Origin of the sequence: Stutzerimonas stutzeri (assembly GCF_000952685.1) — a bacterium.
Taxonomy (GTDB): Bacteria; Pseudomonadota; Gammaproteobacteria; order Pseudomonadales; family Pseudomonadaceae; genus Stutzerimonas; species Stutzerimonas stutzeri_E.
Genome location: NZ_JYHV01000037.1, coordinates 21,806 through 38,308 on the forward strand (window position 1 = coordinate 21,806; position 16,503 = coordinate 38,308).

Here is a 16,503-nt window from a genome sequence, read left to right on the forward strand (position 1 = left end):
ACGCAAACTCAGCGCTTGTGAGCGCCAACCTCGGCACTGCGCAGGCTGGGTGCCAGCTTGTCCAGCACGCCGTTGACGAACTTGTGCCCGTCGGTGGCACCGAACACCTTGGCCAGCTCGATGCCTTCGTTGATCACCACCCGATACGGCACATCGATGCGATGCATCAGCTCGTAGGTGGACAGGCGCAGAACGGCCAGTTCCACCGGGTCGAGTTCTTCGAGCGGACGATCGAGGTGAGGCACGATGGTGCCGTCGACTTCGGTCTTGGCGCGCGCCACGCCGGTCAGCAGCTCATGGAAGTAGTTGCCGTCGACGCCGGAGAAATCGTTGTCGACGCGAAACTGCGCCTCGATTTCGTTGAGGCTCTGACCCGCCATGTGCCACTGATAAAGCGCCTGCATCGCCAGGCTGCGCGCCACACGGCGCGTTGCGATCTTGCCCTTGGCCTTGGGCTGCGGGGCGTCCTGGCCGTCGTGATTAAGGCTCACTTGGCCTCCAGCTGCGCCAGCAGACTCACCATTTCCAGAGCGGAAAGTGCGGCTTCGGCACCCTTGTTGCCAGCCTTGGTGCCGGAGCGCTCGATAGCCTGTTCGATAGAATCGACGGTCAGTACGCCGAAGGCGACCGGCACGCCGAACTCCATGGAGACCTGCGACAGGCCTTTGGTGCACTCACCAGCGACGTATTCGAAATGTGGGGTGCCGCCGCGAATGACCGCGCCGAGGGCGATGATCGCGTCGTACTCGCCCTGCTGGGCAACTTTCTGCGCGACCAGGGGAATCTCGAAGGCGCCTGGTGCACGGATGATGGTGATGGCGTCTTCTGCGATGCCGTGGCGCACCAGCGCATCGACGGCGCCGCTCACCAGGCTCTCGACAACGAAGCTGTTGAAGCGGCCAACGACCAGGGCGAACTTGCCCTGCGGGGCGATGAAGGTACCTTCGATGGTCTTCAGTGTCATGGAAACAATCTCATATAGCGTTAAAGAGCTTGTGGGCTTTCAGGCAGCCCGGCGGGGCAGCGCGTAGCGAGCGCAGAGCAGACAAGGCGAAAACAGGCGAGGCGGCGATGCTTTTTATCTCTGTAGCACTGTTGTAAATGAGCAAGCCGAGCCTGTTTTCAACGCAGTATGTCCAAGCGCAGTAGCGCGGCAGCCCTCACTCAGCGGGCAGGTATTCTACAACTTCCAGGTCGAACCCGGATATCGCATTGAATTTCATCGGCGAACTCATCAGGCGCATCTTGCGCACCCCCAGGTCGCGAAGGATCTGCGAGCCCGCGCCGACCGTGCTGTAGGTCGCCGGCGTCGGCAACTGCTGGCGGCTCAGCTGAGCCAGCAGATGCGGCCCGGTCAGCGGGTTGCCCAGCAGCAGCACCACCCCACTACCGGCCTTGGCCACTTCGCTCATCGCGGCGCGCAGGCTCCAGCGCCCCGGCACGGTCACCAGTAGTAGGTCGCGCAGCGGCTCCATGTTGTGCACGCGCACCAGCGTGGGGTTTTCCGGCGATATCTCACCACGGGTCAGCGCCATGTGCACAGTGTCTTCGACACCGTCGCGGTAGGTCACCAGGGTGAACTGGCCCAGCTCGGTTTCCAACGGCTGTTCGGAGACGCGCTCGACGGTGCGCTCGTGGATCATCCGGTAATGGATCAGGTCGGCGATGGTGCCGATCTTCAGGCCATGCTGCTCGGCGAACAGTTCCAGTTCCGGACGACGCGCCATGGTGCCGTCGTCATTCATGATTTCGCAAATCACCCCCGAAGGCTCGAAACCGGCCATGCGCGCCAGATCGCAGGCTGCTTCGGTGTGTCCCGCGCGCGCCAGGACACCGCCCGGTTGCGCCATCAACGGGAAGATATGGCCGGGGCTGACGATATCTTCGGCTACTGCGTTCTTCGCCACAGCGGCCTGTACGGTGCGCGCGCGGTCGGCGGCGGAGATACCGGTGGTGACGCCCTCGGCCGCCTCGATCGACACGGTGAATTTGGTGCCGAAGCCCGAACCATTGCGCGGCGCCATCAGCGGCAGTTGCAGGGTCTCGCAGCGCTCACGGGTCATCGGCATGCAAATCAGGCCGCGGGCGAAACGGGCCATGAAGTTGATGTGCTCGGCGGTCACGCATTCGGAGGCGACGATGATGTCGCCCTCGTTCTCGCGGTCCTCGTCATCCATAAGGATGACCATCTTGCCGGCGCGGATGTCTTCGATCAGTTCTTCAGCGGTATTCAGAGCCATGGGGCCGATCCTTATTTATGCAGGTAGCCGTGTTCGGCCAGAAAGCTTTCCGTCAGGCCCGACGCATTGGGCTCGGCCGCCTTGTCGCCCAGCAGCAAGCGTTCCAGGTAACGGGCCAGCAGATCCACTTCCAGGTTCACCTGCCGCCCGGGGCGATAGTCGACCATGATGGTTTCAGTCAGGGTATGCGGGACGATGGTGAGTTCGAATTCCGCGCCGCTCACGGCATTGACCGTAAGGCTGGTCCCGTCGACCGTGATCGAGCCCTTGAGCGCGATGTACTTGGCCAGCTCACGCGGCGCGCGGATGCGAAACTGCACAGCGCGAGCATTTTCCTCGCGTGCCACCACCTCGCCGACACCGTCGACGTGACCGCTGACCAGATGCCCGCCGAGACGGCTGGTCGGTGTCAGTGCTTTCTCGAGATTGACTCGGCTGCCGGCCTTGAGATCGACGAAGGCCGTGCGGGCCAACGTTTCGCGGCTGACATCGGCCCAGAAGCCATCGCCCGGCAGCTCGACGGCAGTCAGGCAGACGCCATTGACCGCGATACTGTCGCCGAGCTTGACGTCCGACAGGTCCAACTTGCCGGTTTCGACCAACACCCGAACGTCACCGCCTTTTGGCGTCATGGCGCGGATGGTGCCGATGGATTCGATTATTCCAGTGAACATGCGGCCTCCCGCGGAAGGCTGTTGAAACGATGCATATGACCAACTCCTGTTTTGGAAAAAACAGGGCTGCAGATCGATAGGGAGTAGACGCACGCACGGAAGGCGCCCGTCGAGGCATCCCGCTCTCTCTTCATCCGGACTATACCGTCGGCCCCGGAATCGCACCGGGTCTGCTGACCTTGCCAAAGACAAGCGCTCGCGGGCTAGCGATCGTTGGCCGAACCAACCGCATCACATTACCGCCGGTGGGGAATCGCACCCCGCCCTGAGAACGTGGGCCGTTTTATGGCCCGGCGCAGTTTTTACCACAGATGCGCCCGCTCTGCAGCCGGCAAACGACTGCGGCGCAACGAAAAGTAGTCTCCGAGCGAGCCATCGCAGCGGCGTGCCCTGACACCTTTTCAACCGCAAGGTGAAACTCCCGTTTCGCTTGTTTGTCCATAGGCATCGCTGCGCCTCTACGGCAGAACACCGTCCAAGGAGATGGCAGAAAAGACGATCAGGATGGAACGTCGCTCCAGCATTACGCGTACCGATACGCCGAGCCAGGGTCAGTTCGTACTTGACGGCCCCGGCAGATCAGGTCGCGATAAGGAACACGCTCCGGTCCCTTTATTCAGGTGCCGAGAGATGGATATATCAGGGCTTACCTCTTTGGAAGAGTCGGCTGCGCAATGGGCGGCCGAGATCGATTCCAACGGCTTCACGGTGCTGCAAAATTACCTTTCGCCCGAACTGCTCGAGCAAGGCCGCGACTTCATCGAGCAACAGGCGGCGAGCCATGGTGGCGAATACTTCGCCATCCATGGCATTGAAGCGTTGGGCGGCAGTATCGTCGCGGCGCTGGCGCTTTCCGCGCCATTCAAGGAGATGCTGACAGGCCTGTACCGACTCCAGACCGGCCGGGATCCAGCCGCAATGGAACAGATCTTCCCGGTGGTCCGCTGCCTGCAAGGCCGCAGCGGTCTCAAGCAGTCGCATTTCTACCATTTCGATGCCACGGCGGTTACGGCCCTGCTCCCCCTGTTCATCCCGACCGAGGGCGAGCATTGTGGCGATCTGATCATCTTTCCCAACCTTCGGCCGGTGCGCTTCAATGCCCTGCGCAACGTGATCGAAAAGGCGCTGCTGCATAACTCGGTCAGCAAGAAGCTGGTGGCGTTCGCGGTCAGGCGCGGTTGGTTGCGGCCGATCCGACTAAAGCTGGTGCCGGGCAACCTCTACCTGTTCTGGGGATACCGCAGCCTGCACGCCAACGATCGATGCGACCCCACCATGCTGCGCGCCACTGCGCTGTTCCACTTCGGCAATCCACATCACGACAGCCGGCTCGCACGGCGGTTATTGGGCTCCAACAAGCGCCGCGCAAGCCTGGACCACAATGGCTTGAAGCCGGTGAGTTAAGGAACATGCCGCCAGGGCCGGTCCTAGCCCCGATGCAGGATCAGCCAGACGGACGGGCAATGATCCGCCAGTCATCGCCGATCGCGCGGATATCGATGATCCTGAGTTCGCGCGCTTCGCTCATGCGATCCAACGGCAGCTCCAGCAGCGGACGGGCCGAGGAACCGAGAAATTTGGCGGCAACGAAGATCTGGTATTCGTCGATCAAGCTTCGCGTGGCAAAGGCTCCGACGAGCCGAGGACCGGCTTCGAGCAACACTTCGTTGGCGCCGCGGCTGGCGAGTTCGCGCAACAGGCCGTGCAGATCGACCCGCCCGTCGCCATTCGTCAGTTCCACTACCTCATGGCCAGCGGCGCGGTGCAGCACGGCGCGTCCGATCGCCGCCGTAGCCACCAATGCCGGCCCAGCCTGAAAGAAAGGCGCATCCAGCGGCACCCGCAGCTGACCATCGATCAGCACCCGCAGCGGCGGGCGCTGCATGGCCAGCGCGCTCAGTTCGTCATCCAGCCCAAGCTCGGCGGTACGCACCGTCAGCCGTGCATTGTCCATCAGCACGGTATCGGCGCCGGTCAGTACCACGCTGGACTGCCCACGCAGCCGCTGCACCTCGGCACGGGCCGCAGGGCCGGTGATCCACTGGCTTTCGCCACTGGCCATGGCCGTGCGGCCATCCAGGCTCATCGCCAGTTTCGCGCGCAGATAGGGCAGGCCGGTTTCCATACGCTTGATGAAGCCGACGTTGAGGGCCCGCGCCTCGCTCTCCAGCACTCCGCTGGCGACCTCGATACCGACGCTGCGCAGACGCTCGAGCCCACGCCCGGCGACCTGGGGATTAGGGTCCTGCATCGCCGCCACGACACGGCTGACACCGGCCGTGACCAGGGCCTCGGCGCAAGGGGGCGTGCGCCCGTGATGGCTGCAGGGTTCGAGCGTAACGTAGGCGGTGGCGCCGCGGGCACGCTCGCCAGCCTGGCGCAAGGCGTGCACCTCGGCATGCGGCTCGCCGGCTCGCACATGCCAGCCCTCGCCGATCAGTTCACTGTTCTTGACGATTACACAGCCGACACGTGGATTGGGATGCGTCGAATACAACCCTTTGCGCGCCAACTGCAGGGCGCGGGCCATCCAGACGTGATCGGCGGCAGTCATTCTTTCGCGGGTTCGCGAGACAGGCGTTCGATTTCCTCGCGGAATTCGTTGAGGTCCTGGAAGCGGCGGTAGACCGAAGCGAAGCGGATATAGGCAACCTCGTCGAGCTTCTGCAGCTCGACCATCACCAGCTCACCGAGCACCCGCGACTTGATTTCCCGCTCGCCAGTGGCCCGCAGGCGATGCTTGATATGGGCGATGGCCTCTTCCAGGCGTTCGACACTCACCGGGCGCTTTTCCAGCGCGCGCTGCATGCCGGCACGCAGCTTTTCCTCGTCGAACGGCTGGCGGCTGCCGTCCTGCTTGATCAGCCGCGGCATGACCAGCTCGGCGGTTTCGAAGGTGGTGAAACGTTCGCCGCAGGCGAGACACTCGCGGCGGCGGCGCACCTGATCGCCCTCGGCCACAAGGCGCGAATCGATGACTTTGGTGTCATGTGCACCACAGAAGGGACAATGCATGGTTTAGAGCTGTCAGACGTCGGGAGAGCCATGGTAGCGCATCCCGTCGGCAAGACAAATCGAGCGGATTGCTGCTATACAGGCGCGCATTTATCGCCAGACTTCGGAGCCGTCCGTGCCGTTACGTCCTTTTGTTCTGCCCGTTTTACTGCTGGTGTTGGTGGGTTGTTCGAGCCAGCAATCCCAGCGCCCCTCGGCACCCGTCACCTTCGAGGATCCGCCCGCGGCCGTGACACCGTTGCACGAACTGCATGGCAGTCTGATCGGCGTCCCAGCTGACAGCGAAGTCGAGCTGGCGCTGTTGGAAGTCAACCGTCGCGACCAGCCCGATCGTTTGTTGAGTAGCGTGCAACTCAAAGGCCGTGGCAATGAACTGCCGTTCATCCTCAAATTCAACGCCGAAAAGTTTCCTCTGGATCAGCAAGTCGAGCTGCGCGGTCGGGCGACCCGCTCCGGGCAACTGATCATGCGCCTTCCGGCGGTGCGCATCAGCAGCCCGGCCAGCCAATCGCTGGGCCCGCTGCGATTGGTTCCGGCGCCTTGAGACCGCCAGCTGCACTACAGGCGGCGCTGGCCGACCTGCTTGGCGACGCTCGCCTGAGCATCGAGACGCTGCCCGATACCGACATTCGCTTGTGGCTGATCGATGCGGCAAACATGGACCGTGCCTTCAGCCCGGAGGAAACCCGACGGATTCTCGAAGAACCGCCCTATTGGTGCTTCTGCTGGGCCAGCGGCTTGGTGTTGGCACGCTGGCTCGCCACGCATCCGGAATGGGTGCGCGGAAAGCGGGTACTGGATTTCGGCTCGGGTTCGGGCGTCGCCGCGATCGCCGCGGCCAAAGCCGGCGCATTGGAAGTGGTGGCCTGCGACCTCGACCCGATCGCATTGACCGCCTGCCGCGCCAACGCGGAGCTCAACGGTGTGCAGCTCGGTTATTCGGAAGACTTCTTCGCCGAGACCGATCGCTACGACCTGATCATCGTCGCCGATGTGCTCTACGACCGCGCCAATCTGCCGCTGCTCGATCAATTCCTCAGCCGTGGCCGCCAGGCGCTGGTCGCCGATTCGCGGGTGCGCGATTTTCAGCATGCGTTGTATGGTCGTCTGGCCATTCTGGATGCCTGCACCTGGCCGGATCTGGCCGAGCCGGCGGAGTTCCGTCGGGTCAGTCTCTACCACGCCAGTCGCCACGTCGAGGCTGAATCCCTGGGTGCCGGCTGAGGTCTATCGCAGATAGCTGGCGTAGCGTCGCTGCAGCATGAGCCGAGCCCCAGAGGAGGCCATCATGTCCACCGAGAAACCCCTGCGTCTGTTTTTCGCCCTGTCCTGCCCGCCTCCGTTGGCGGAAGCCATCTGTAGCTGGCGCGACAGCCAGAACCTAGGCGGTCGCCCCGTGGCGCAGGCCAACCTGCACCTCACGCTGGCGTTTCTGGGTGGCCAGCCGACGGCGAAGCTGGAGGGGCTGAAGCAGCTCGGAGACCACCTGCGCGCTGACGCCTTCACGCTGCGGCTGGATCAGCTGCAGACGATCGGCCACGGCTTCGCCTGCCTGATTCCCAGCCAGGTCCCGCCACCATTGAGCCAACTGGTCGAACAGTTGCATGCCGGCCTGTCCACCCACGGCTTCGCTCTCGACTCGCGGCCGTTTCTGCCGCACATGACACTGTCGCGCGAAGCCCAGGCGCAGCCAGACGGCGCACCGCCCACATTCAAATGGCAGGTGGAGCGCTTCGGCCTCTTCCTGTCGGAAAACACCGGGAACGGTGTGCGCTACCGCGAGCTGGAGAACTGGCCGTTGAAGGCGCCAAGCGGCTGAACCGTGACGCGTGCGCCACTTGCTTCCGCTTCGGCGCGCCCCCACTTAACATGCACGCCTCATTTCGCATGCGCCCATTTCGAGAACTCCGATGAGCCAGACTCCCTACATCTTCGACGTCAGCAACGCCAACTTCGAGCAGCTGGTGCTGGAAAACTCCTTCCACAAGCCGGTGCTGGTGGACTTCTGGGCCGAGTGGTGCGCGCCATGCAAGGCGCTGATGCCGCTGTTGGCGAAGATCACCGAGGAATACCAGGGAGAGCTGTTGCTGGCGAAGGTCAACTGCGACATCGAACAGGACGTCGTGGCCCGTTTCGGCGTGCGCAGCCTGCCTACCGTGGTGCTGTTCAAGGACGGCCAGCCGGTCGATGGTTTCGCCGGAGCCCAACCGGAATCGGCAATTCGCGCCATGCTCGAACCGCACGTATCCGCACCCGCCGCTCCTGAGACCGACCTGCTGGAAACCGCCCAGGCGCTGTTCGCCGAAGGGCGCATTGGCGAGGCGGAAAACCTGCTCAAGCAGTTGCTGGTCGAAGACAACGAGAACGCCGCAGGCCTGATCCTTTATGCCCGCTGCCTGGCCGAACGCGGCGAACTGGCCGAGGCCGAAACGGCGCTCGGCGCCGTCAAAGGTGACTCCCACAAGCAAGCGCTGGCTGGCGCCCGCGCGCAGCTGACCTTCTTGCGTCAGGCCAATGACCTGCCAGAAGTCGCCGATCTCAAGAGCCGTCTTGCACAAAACGCCGACGACGATGAAGCGGCTTATCAATTGGCCATTCAACAACTGGCGCGGCAGCAACACGACGCGGCACTGGATGGTCTGCTGAGGCTGTTCGTGCGCAACCGCGGCTACGCCGAAGGCCTGCCACACAAGACGCTGCTGCAGGTATTCGACCTGCTGGGCAGCGACCATCCGCTGGTTACCACCTATCGGCGCAAGCTGTACCAAGCGCTGTACTGAGCCGAAAAAGGCCTCCGATCGGAGGCCTTTTGGAGCAACTTTTCGTCTCGCCGGACCATCATCATCAGCTCGCCAGCATCTCGTGCAACCGTAGACAATCGCGCACATACAGATCGGTCAGTTCCGGCCATGGATTGACCGGCACATTGACCAGCACGCCATGCGCGCCAGCCGCCTTGGCGCATTCCAGGTCGAAGCGATAGTCGCCCACCATCACCAGTTCCCGCGGGTCGACGCCCCACTTGTTCGCCAGGTGCAGCAGGCCGCCGGGATCGGGCTTGGGCGGCGCTTCATCGCGGCCGAGGATATCTTCGCTGGCGAAATACTCGCCCAGTCCCACCGCCTGTAAGGTCACCAGTGCCAGTTCGTGGGCATTGCGGGTCAGCACGCCGAGCCGGCAACCCCTGTTACTGAGTGCACGCAACAGCTCGCGAGCGCCCGTCGCCGGCGTGGCCGCGTAGGCTAACTCACGTTCGTGCTCCAACAGCCAGGCGCGCTTGTTGGCGGCTTCGTCGGCCGGCAGCGCGGCGAGGTGGTGAAGGATGTCGTCGTCCTCCGGAATGTCCAGCGCACGCTTGATCGCCGGGAAGTCATGCACGGCGATCGTCAGCGTACCGTCCATGTCGAATACCCAGTGGCGTGCGTCGGCCAGCCTCACTTCCAGTCCTCACGCACCCGCACCAGCCCTTCCTGCGCCACCGAAGCGACCAGCTCGCCGGCGCGATTGAAGATGCTGCCGCGGGCGAAACCGCGGGCATTTCCAGCCCAGGGGCTATCCATGGAGTACAGCAGCCATTCGTCCGCGCGTACCTCGCGATGGAACCAGATGGCGTGATCCAGGCTCGCCAATTGGATGAATTTGCTCCAGGAGCTGACACCATGGGGTTGCAGGGCGGTGCCGATGAAGCTGAAGTCCGAGGCATAGGCGACCAGATATTTGTGCAACGCCGGGTTATCCGGTAGCGAACCGTCGGCACGGAACCAGATATGCCGGATCGGTTCGATCGGCTGTGGGTTGATCGGGTCCTGCAGGGTCACCGGGCGAATCTCGATCGGCTTGGGTCGGCGCAACTTCTCCGCGACCCGCTCCGGAACCAACGGCGTCAGTTTGTGCATCAGCTCCCACTCGCTGGCGAGATTTTCCGGCCCGACCACATCGGGCATCTTCAGTTGATGTTCGTAACCGGTCTCGTCCGCCTGGAACGAAGCGCTGCAGGTGAAGATGGTCTGGCCTTTCTGGATCGCACTGACGCGCCGGGTGCTGAAACTACCGCCATCACGCACCCGATCGACGTCATAGACCACCGGCTGGTGGGAATCACCGGGGCGTAGGAAGTAGCCGTGCATGGAATGCACATGGCGCTCCGATGCCACGGTCTGGCTGGCTGCGGACAACGCCTGACCGACCACCTGGCCGCCGAACAATTGCGGAAATCCCAAGTCCTGACTGGCGCCACGGAACAGGTTTTCCTCGATTCGTTCCAGCGACAGCAGGCTGACGAGCGTGTCTAGGGTGTCGGTCATGGCGGTGTTCCTATGGATATGCGGGCACGGGGCAAGCGCGCAATGTTACGTATTTCACCGGATTCGCTCCAGCAATTGGGCTTATCGTCGGGCATCGGCCCAATTTTCCCGCGTGATTCGATACAACACGTGATCACGCAGCGGATGGCCTTCGGGAATGTCTGGATGCTCGAAGTCATGCTGCGCTTCGTGCTGCATGCCCAGTACGCTCATCAACTGCCTGGACGGTTCATTGATCGCGGCGGTGTATGTCACCACGTCCGACAGTTGCAGGCGGTCGAAGGCGCAGGTCAGGGCCGCTTGCGCCGCCTCCCGGGCCAGCCCTTGTCGCCATTGGTCGGGGACGAGTCGCCAAGCTATTTCCACGGCCGGGCAAAATGGCAGCTTTAGGCGGCTCCAGGCCAGCCCGGTCAAGCCGATGAAGCATCCGTCGTCCTTGCGTTCCAGCGCCCAGACGCCGAAACCGTGCCGGGCGAAGTGCATCCGCCAGCGCGCCAGCGCCGCGGCGCAGTCATCACGCGAAAGCAACGCCGGGAAATAGCGCATCACCAGCGGGTCGGCGCACATCGCCGCGAGTGATTCGAGATCGTCGTCATGCCAGCGACGCAGCCGCAGGCGTGGGGAGTCCAGTTCAATACGCGTCATCGCTTCTTCCGTGCTGTTCCTTGAGGGGCCGGCTGCCGAATCGGCATACTTTCGGCTGACCATTCGAGCGTCGATCGATGTTCCTACCGCTGATATTTCATGAGGATTACAGCCCGCCGCTGCCACCAGGGCATCGCTTCCCCATGGAGAAATTCCGACTGCTGCGCGATCACCTGGTCGCCAGCGGTCTGACCACAGACGAGGCGCTATTGCGTCCCGAACTCTGCCCGACCGATCTGCTCACACTGGCTCACGATCGAGCTTACGTCGCGCGCTACTGCAGCGGCGACATGAGCCGTGATGAATTGCGCCGCCTGGGCCTGCCCTGGAGCCCACCGTTGGCGCAGCGTACCCTTCGCGCGGTCGGCGGATCGCTGCTTGCCGCAGAGCTGGCTTTGCAACACGGGCTGGCCTGTCATCTGGCGGGCGGCACCCACCATGCCCATCACGATCATGCCTCCGGCTTCTGCATATTCAACGATCTGGCGGTGATCGCCCTTTCGCTACTGGAGCGCGGCCGCGTCGGCCGCGTGCTGATCTTCGACTGCGACGTCCACCAGGGCGACGGCACCGCGCGGATACTCGAGCATACCGCCGACGCGGTGACAGTATCGCTGCATTGCGAGAAGAACTTTCCGACACGCAAGGCCCGCAGCGACTGGGATATCGGGCTGCCGCCAGGCCTTGGCGACACGCAATATCTCAAAGCGGTCGACGACGCGCTCAACTATCTGTTACCGCTGTATCAGCCAGATCTGGTGATCTACGATGCCGGCGTCGATGTTCATCGCGACGATGCGCTGGGCTTGCTCAACCTCACTGATGAAGGGCTGGCGATGCGAGACAGCGCGGTGATAGAGCATTGCCTGGGCCGGGACATTCCGGTGGTTGGAGTGATCGGTGGCGGCTACGACAAGGACCGGGCGCTGTTAGCCCGTCGTCATGCGCAGCTGCATTTCAGCGCCGCCGAGGCCTGGCGGCGTCACGGACTGAGTTGAGAGCGTGGCGTGAATCCGGCACAGAAATGGCCCGCGGCCAGGTCAGCCGCTACAATGCCCGCCCCGCAACTGCCGGCTGCAACCATGCCTCTTGAACCTCGCGTTGCCATCATCGGCGGCGGTCCCGCCGGACTGATGGCCGCCGAAGTGTTGAGTCAGGCCGGCGTCGCGGTCGACCTGTACGACGCCATGCCCTCGGTCGGCCGCAAGTTTCTGCTAGCCGGCGTCGGCGGGATGAACATTACCCATTCCGAAGCCTTAGAGCCTTTCGTCGCTCGCTACCGCGAACGCGCGCCGGAGCTGCGCGTCCTGCTTGAGGCCTTTCCCCCCGATGCGCTGCGCGAATGGATTCACGGGCTGGGGATCGACACCTTCATCGGCAGTTCGGGGCGCGTATTTCCATCGGACATGAAGGCCGCCCCGCTGCTGCGCGCCTGGCTGCGGCGTCTACGCGACGCCGGCGTGCGAATCCATACACGTCACCGCTGGCTGGGCTGGCACGCCGACGGCAGCCTCCGGCTGCACGGCCCGGAGGGTGACCTGAGCGTCAGCGCCGATGCGGTCTTGCTGGCTCTGGGCGGTGGCAGTTGGGCGCGACTGGGCTCCGATGGTGCCTGGGTGCCGCTGCTGCACGATCGTGGTATCGACGTCGCGCCCCTGCGTCCGGCCAACTGCGGTTTCGAGGTGGCCGGCTGGAGCCAGCACCTGCAGGAAAAATTCGCCGGCGCGCCGCTGAAGACGGTCAGCCTCGGCCTGCCCGATGGCGTGCGGCGCAAGGGCGAGTTCGTTCTCACCGCCACGGGTATCGAAGGCAGCCTGGTCTATGCGCTGTCTGCCGAGATCCGTCAGGCCATCGAGCGGAATGGCCAAGCCACCGTATTGCTGGACCTGCTGCCCGATCATCAGCTGGAAAGAATTGCTCAGGCGCTGGCCAAGCCCCGAGGCTCGCAATCCATGGCCAAGCATCTCAAACGTCAGCTGGGCCTCGATGGCGTCAAGGCCGGCCTGCTGCGTGAGCTGACCCGCGCCGAGACCTTTCAGGACACCCGTGCGCTCGCCGCGGCGATAAAATCGTTACCGATCACGCTGCTGCGGCCGCGACCATTGGACGAAGCCATCAGCAGCGCCGGTGGCGTTCCGTTCGAAGTGCTGGACGATGGCCTGATGCTGCGCCAGTTGCCCGGCGTGTTCTGCGCCGGCGAAATGGTCGACTGGGAGGCTCCGACCGGGGGTTATCTGCTGACAGCCTGCTTTGCCAGCGGCCGTGCGGCGGCAGCAGGCATGCTTCGCTGGCTACAGGGCTGACATCCGCCTGATACAGAACCGCAAGCCGCAACGTTCAGCGATCGAGCCGATATTCATAGATGCCTGAACAGCGCCACGCTGATCACCCCGGCCGCGATCGCAGGCAACGGTTTCTTGACCAACAGCATCGTCACCGCTGTGACCAGAAAAGCCAGCCGCGCGCCGTTGTCCCCATTGACGGCCATGGGTGTCAGCAACGCCACCAGCACCGAGCCAGACATGGCGCTGATGAATTGTTCGGTTCTGTGGCTGATGGGCACGAACGACATGACAAACACACCGCCCCAGCGAGTCACCAAGGTCACCACGGCCATGATCAGGATGATGATCAACGCGCCGGACTCCGCCGTCTCTATCATCATTTCTTTTCCATCCACAGCGCGCCCAATATCCCGCCAGCCAGCGCGCCAGCAACCACGTGGCTATTGGCGGGCAGGTACCAGTACGCCAACATCGATGCGCATCCAGCCACTATCCAGATAACGGTCATGCGCAGGTTTTTCTTCCCGCCGACGACCATCGCCAGAAGAAAACACCCCATGACCATGTCCAGCCCCCAACTGACCGGATCGTGGATGGCGCTGCCGAAATACAGTCCCAGCCAGGTACCCAGTACCCAGAACGTCCAGAGCGCAAGACCGCCGCCGAACAGAATACCCAAGCCCGGCTTCCCTCGACTGAAGGCTTGCATGGACATGGCCCAGTTGGCATCCGAAACCACGAACATCACGGCGTAACGCTTCAGTGGCGGCAGATGGCGCAGCCAGGGGTACAGGGTCGCTCCCATCAACAGATGCCGAGCGTTGACGGCGAAGACGGTCACCATCAGCGGGACGATCGGAACATGGGTTCCCCAGAGTTCCAGCGACGCGAACTGCGAAGCGCCGGCAAACACCAGGCTGCTCATGATGATGATGGAATAATCATCGAGCCCCGCCTGCGTTGCAGCCAGACCGAAGGCCAACCCGAATACGATGACAAACAGTGAAATTGGCGTCAGCTGCTTGAACCCGGCCCACACGTCATGACGACTGAGCTCTTGAAGTTCTGCATCGGTATTTGTCAAAACGCACCTCTCTTGTCCGTTTCATTGCGGCATTGCAGGCGGCTCGATGACTGGAGCTTCCCGCTAGCGCGTCATCGAGCGAATGACCGAATCGCAGACGCCGCGGCAGCAAAGCCCGCGCATGCCGCCAGTGAATCGCACGAAGGCTAGCGCTTCTTTGCCGGCTTCGCCCCGCCCAGGGTCGGCACCTTGCGGATCGGCTTGACGTTGGGCTTCTCGCTTTCGTCGAACCAGTTGCCCAGATGAATGCGGCCTTTGCCGGTGGCGGTCTTGGGCTTCTTCGGTTTCTTCGGCTTCTTGATGATCTGGCCACCGGGTTGGGTGGTCGGCACGCGGTGATCGGGAACGAAGCCCGGCTCGTCATGGCGCGGCAGTACCTGGCCGATCAGCGTCTCGATGGCTGCCAGTTGGTCGACTTCATCCGCAGCCACCAGCGAGACCGCCTCGCCGGTGGCACCAGCGCGTCCGGTACGGCCGATACGGTGCACATAGTCTTCGGCGATGATCGGCAGGTCGTAGTTCACCACCTGCGGCAGGTCATGGATATCCAGTCCACGCGCGGCCACGTCGGTGGCTACCAGCACCTGCACCTCGCCCGCCTTGAAGCGCTCCAGTGCGCGCAGTCGCGAGGCCTGTGGCTTGTCGCCGTGAATCGCGTCGCTGGATATGCCGGCGGCCTGAAGTTCGTCGACCAGCTGATCGACGCCTTTGCGCGTCTTGACGAAGACCAGCGCCTGGCCCCATCGCCGGTCCGCCAGCAGATGCAGGAACAGCTCGGACTTGCGTTTCTTGTCCACCGGCACCAGCCATTGCTTGACTGTCTTGGCGGCGGCGTTGCGTGGGTTGACCTCGATCGACAGGGGGTCGCGCAGCAGCTTCTGCGCCATCTGCCGAATCGCGTCGGAGAAGGTCGCGGAGAACATCAAGGTCTGGCGCTTCTTCGGCAGCGCGCTGAACAGCGCGTCCAATTCCTCCGAGAAGCCGAGGTCGAGCATACGGTCGGCCTCGTCCAGCACCAGGGTCTGCACCTGGCCGAACTTAACCGCGTTCTGGCGATAAAGGTCGAGCAACCGGCCCGGCGTCGCCACCAGCACGTCGATGCCTTTGCGCAGAGCCATCATCTGCGGGTTGAGGCTGACCCCGCCGTAAACCGCATAGCTGCGCAGCGGCAAGTTCTGGCCGTAGGCGCGGAAGCTCTCATGCACCTGCTCAGCCAGCTCACGGGTGGGCACCAGAACCAAGGCGCGAATCGAGTTGCTCGCCACTTGCGGTCCTTCATGCAGCAACCGTTGCAGCAGCGGCAGGGCGAAACCGGCGGTCTTGCCGGTGCCGGTCTGCGCCGCGGCCATCAGGTCACGGCCTTTGAGCACGGCCGGAATGGCCTTGGCCTGAATCGGCGTCGGCTGGGTGTAGTCGAGGGATTCGAGAGTGCGCAGCAGCGGATCGATCAGGCCCAGGGAGGCGAAGGTCATGGCGAAAACCGGGAGTACGGAAACGAGGTGCGCAGTTTACTCGGAATGGAAGCTGGAAGCTGGAAGCTGGAAGCTGGAAGCCAAGCGTAGGGTGGATGTCGCTTCCTACATCCACCGCAACACTGCTCGCCGGGTCGGCAAAGCGTGACTGACCGAGAGCCGCTTCGGGTAAGACCGGCGAATGTAGCACCGGAGACAGTGTCGCTTTCGGTTCCATACCGCTAACCGCCACCTCTAACGTAACAGCAGCTTGCCTTCGATAGGCACGTAACGGCTGGCGGCACGAATCAGCGAGTTGGCCGTCAGACCGGGCGCACCATAGACCGTTGCCTCGGCGCCACCGGCGCGCACGCGATCGAGCAGCAGGTCGAAGTCACCATCGCCGGAGGCCAGCACCACCTCGTCGACATGCCCGGCGGTGTCCAGCACATCGATAGTGATTCCGACGTCCCAGTCGCCCTTGGCGGAGCCATCGCTGCGCTGGATATAGGGTTTGAGCCTCACTGTGAAACCCAGGTTGCGCAGGATTTGCTGGAACTGCTGTTGCTTGGAATCGCCTCGATCGATGGCATAGGCGTAGGCCTCGACGATCTCGCCACGGGCGCTGACCTCCGCCCACAGCGCAGCGTAGTTGAAGTGGCAGCCGTGAGCCTGGCGCACCGTGTAGTAGAGGTTCTGTACATCGGCAAACAGGGCGATCTTCTTCACGCGGCGACCCGAACGGTGGAAGGGTTGATCAGTATGGACGGCAATGTCGCGCATGTCGCCGCCCGCCTCCTTGGGC

Annotated in this window: 20 protein-coding genes and 1 riboswitch; of the genes, 7 read left to right on the top strand and 13 right to left on the bottom strand. The window is 63.3% G+C overall.

From position 1 onward, the window contains the following. Positions 1 to 8: 8 nt before the first annotated feature. The 4 genes from nusB to UF78_RS18795 all read right to left on the bottom strand — a co-directional run bounded on the left by nusB (position 9) and on the right by UF78_RS18795 (position 2,914). Positions 9 to 491: a transcription antitermination factor NusB gene (nusB, locus tag UF78_RS18780; RefSeq protein WP_045163745.1), complete on the bottom strand. Its 483-nt coding sequence runs from the start codon at positions 489 to 491 to the stop codon at positions 9 to 11. After that, positions 488 to 964 (bottom strand): 6,7-dimethyl-8-ribityllumazine synthase, encoded by a 477-nt coding sequence (gene ribE, locus UF78_RS18785; RefSeq protein WP_019340068.1) that lies wholly within the window; start codon positions 962 to 964, stop codon positions 488 to 490. Before ribE ends, nusB begins: the two co-directional genes overlap by 4 nt. A gap of 196 nt (positions 965 to 1,160) precedes the next feature. Further along, complete coding sequence (gene ribBA / locus UF78_RS18790) at positions 1,161 to 2,240, bottom strand: bifunctional 3,4-dihydroxy-2-butanone-4-phosphate synthase/GTP cyclohydrolase II (RefSeq protein ID WP_045163746.1); 1,080 nt, start codon at positions 2,238 to 2,240, stop codon at positions 1,161 to 1,163. 11 nt (positions 2,241 to 2,251) lie between these two features. Beyond that, the gene (locus tag UF78_RS18795; protein WP_045163747.1) at positions 2,252 to 2,914 is read right to left on the bottom strand and encodes a riboflavin synthase; all 663 of its coding nucleotides are present in this window, start codon (positions 2,912 to 2,914) and stop codon (positions 2,252 to 2,254) included. A 117-nt stretch (positions 2,915 to 3,031) separates the two neighbouring features. Continuing rightward, positions 3,032 to 3,191, bottom strand: a riboswitch (FMN riboswitch). A gap of 353 nt (positions 3,192 to 3,544) precedes the next feature. Here UF78_RS18795 and UF78_RS18800 point away from each other — a divergent pair. Further along, positions 3,545 to 4,318, top strand: a complete 774-nt coding sequence (locus UF78_RS18800; RefSeq protein WP_045163748.1) for a hypothetical protein — start codon at positions 3,545 to 3,547, stop codon at positions 4,316 to 4,318. Positions 4,319 to 4,358: 40 nt separating this feature from the next. Here UF78_RS18800 and ribD read toward each other — a convergent pair whose 3' ends face one another. After that, complete coding sequence (gene ribD / locus UF78_RS18805; protein WP_045163749.1) at positions 4,359 to 5,468, bottom strand: bifunctional diaminohydroxyphosphoribosylaminopyrimidine deaminase/5-amino-6-(5-phosphoribosylamino)uracil reductase RibD; 1,110 nt, start codon at positions 5,466 to 5,468, stop codon at positions 4,359 to 4,361. Then, the gene (nrdR, locus tag UF78_RS18810) at positions 5,465 to 5,929 is read right to left on the bottom strand and encodes a transcriptional regulator NrdR (protein ID WP_025243143.1); all 465 of its coding nucleotides are present in this window, start codon (positions 5,927 to 5,929) and stop codon (positions 5,465 to 5,467) included. Before nrdR ends, ribD begins: the two co-directional genes overlap by 4 nt. 115 nt (positions 5,930 to 6,044) lie before the next feature. Between nrdR and UF78_RS18815 the strand changes: the two genes are divergently transcribed. The 4 genes from UF78_RS18815 to trxA all read left to right on the top strand — a co-directional run bounded on the left by UF78_RS18815 (position 6,045) and on the right by trxA (position 8,709). After that, on the top strand, positions 6,045 to 6,473 hold the full coding sequence (locus UF78_RS18815; protein WP_045163750.1) for a YbaY family lipoprotein: 429 nt from the start codon (positions 6,045 to 6,047) through the stop codon (positions 6,471 to 6,473). Beyond that, positions 6,470 to 7,153, top strand: coding sequence for a class I SAM-dependent methyltransferase (locus tag UF78_RS18820; protein ID WP_045163751.1), 684 nt, complete (start codon positions 6,470 to 6,472; stop codon positions 7,151 to 7,153). The genes UF78_RS18815 and UF78_RS18820 overlap by 4 nt, the downstream gene beginning before the upstream one ends. A gap of 64 nt (positions 7,154 to 7,217) precedes the next feature. After that, positions 7,218 to 7,748: an RNA 2',3'-cyclic phosphodiesterase gene (gene thpR / locus UF78_RS18825; RefSeq protein ID WP_045163752.1), complete on the top strand. Its 531-nt coding sequence runs from the start codon at positions 7,218 to 7,220 to the stop codon at positions 7,746 to 7,748. A 91-nt stretch (positions 7,749 to 7,839) separates the two neighbouring features. Beyond that, the gene (trxA, locus tag UF78_RS18830) at positions 7,840 to 8,709 is read left to right on the top strand and encodes a thioredoxin (RefSeq protein ID WP_045163753.1); all 870 of its coding nucleotides are present in this window, start codon (positions 7,840 to 7,842) and stop codon (positions 8,707 to 8,709) included. Between the two features lie 64 nt (positions 8,710 to 8,773). Here the strand turns inward: trxA and UF78_RS18835 are convergent, their stop codons facing one another. The 3 genes from UF78_RS18835 to UF78_RS18845 form a co-directional block, all read right to left on the bottom strand. Continuing rightward, positions 8,774 to 9,367, bottom strand: coding sequence for an HAD family hydrolase (locus tag UF78_RS18835; RefSeq protein WP_045163754.1), 594 nt, complete (start codon positions 9,365 to 9,367; stop codon positions 8,774 to 8,776). Beyond that, entirely contained in the window at positions 9,364 to 10,233 is an 870-nt protein-coding gene (gene tesB, locus UF78_RS18840) for an acyl-CoA thioesterase II (protein WP_045163755.1), read from the bottom strand. Before tesB ends, UF78_RS18835 begins: the two co-directional genes overlap by 4 nt. A gap of 81 nt (positions 10,234 to 10,314) precedes the next feature. Then, complete coding sequence (locus UF78_RS18845) at positions 10,315 to 10,878, bottom strand: GNAT family N-acetyltransferase (RefSeq protein ID WP_045163756.1); 564 nt, start codon at positions 10,876 to 10,878, stop codon at positions 10,315 to 10,317. A gap of 77 nt (positions 10,879 to 10,955) precedes the next feature. On the opposite strand from UF78_RS18845, the gene UF78_RS18850 reads away from it, so the two are divergent. Next, positions 10,956 to 11,876, top strand: a complete 921-nt coding sequence (locus UF78_RS18850) for a histone deacetylase family protein (protein ID WP_045163757.1) — start codon at positions 10,956 to 10,958, stop codon at positions 11,874 to 11,876. A 54-nt stretch (positions 11,877 to 11,930) separates the two neighbouring features. Then, positions 11,931 to 13,181 carry a TIGR03862 family flavoprotein gene (locus UF78_RS18855; RefSeq protein ID WP_045163758.1) on the top strand — a complete coding sequence of 417 codons (1,251 nt, stop codon included), beginning with the start codon at positions 11,931 to 11,933 and terminating at the stop codon, positions 13,179 to 13,181. Between the two features lie 53 nt (positions 13,182 to 13,234). Here the strand turns inward: UF78_RS18855 and UF78_RS18860 are convergent, their stop codons facing one another. The 4 genes from UF78_RS18860 to UF78_RS18875 form a co-directional block, all read right to left on the bottom strand. Next, positions 13,235 to 13,543, bottom strand: a complete 309-nt coding sequence (locus tag UF78_RS18860; RefSeq protein WP_045163759.1) for an AzlD family protein — start codon at positions 13,541 to 13,543, stop codon at positions 13,235 to 13,237. Next, complete coding sequence (locus tag UF78_RS18865) at positions 13,540 to 14,247, bottom strand: AzlC family ABC transporter permease (protein ID WP_045163760.1); 708 nt, start codon at positions 14,245 to 14,247, stop codon at positions 13,540 to 13,542. Before UF78_RS18865 ends, UF78_RS18860 begins: the two co-directional genes overlap by 4 nt. 146 nt (positions 14,248 to 14,393) lie before the next feature. Next, a complete protein-coding gene (locus UF78_RS18870; RefSeq protein WP_045163761.1) occupies positions 14,394 to 15,719 on the bottom strand; it encodes a DEAD/DEAH box helicase in 1,326 nt (441 codons plus the stop codon). A gap of 234 nt (positions 15,720 to 15,953) precedes the next feature. Further along, positions 15,954 to 16,427: an NYN domain-containing protein gene (locus UF78_RS18875; protein WP_045164354.1), complete on the bottom strand. Its 474-nt coding sequence runs from the start codon at positions 16,425 to 16,427 to the stop codon at positions 15,954 to 15,956. Positions 16,428 to 16,503: the final 76 nt, after the last annotated feature.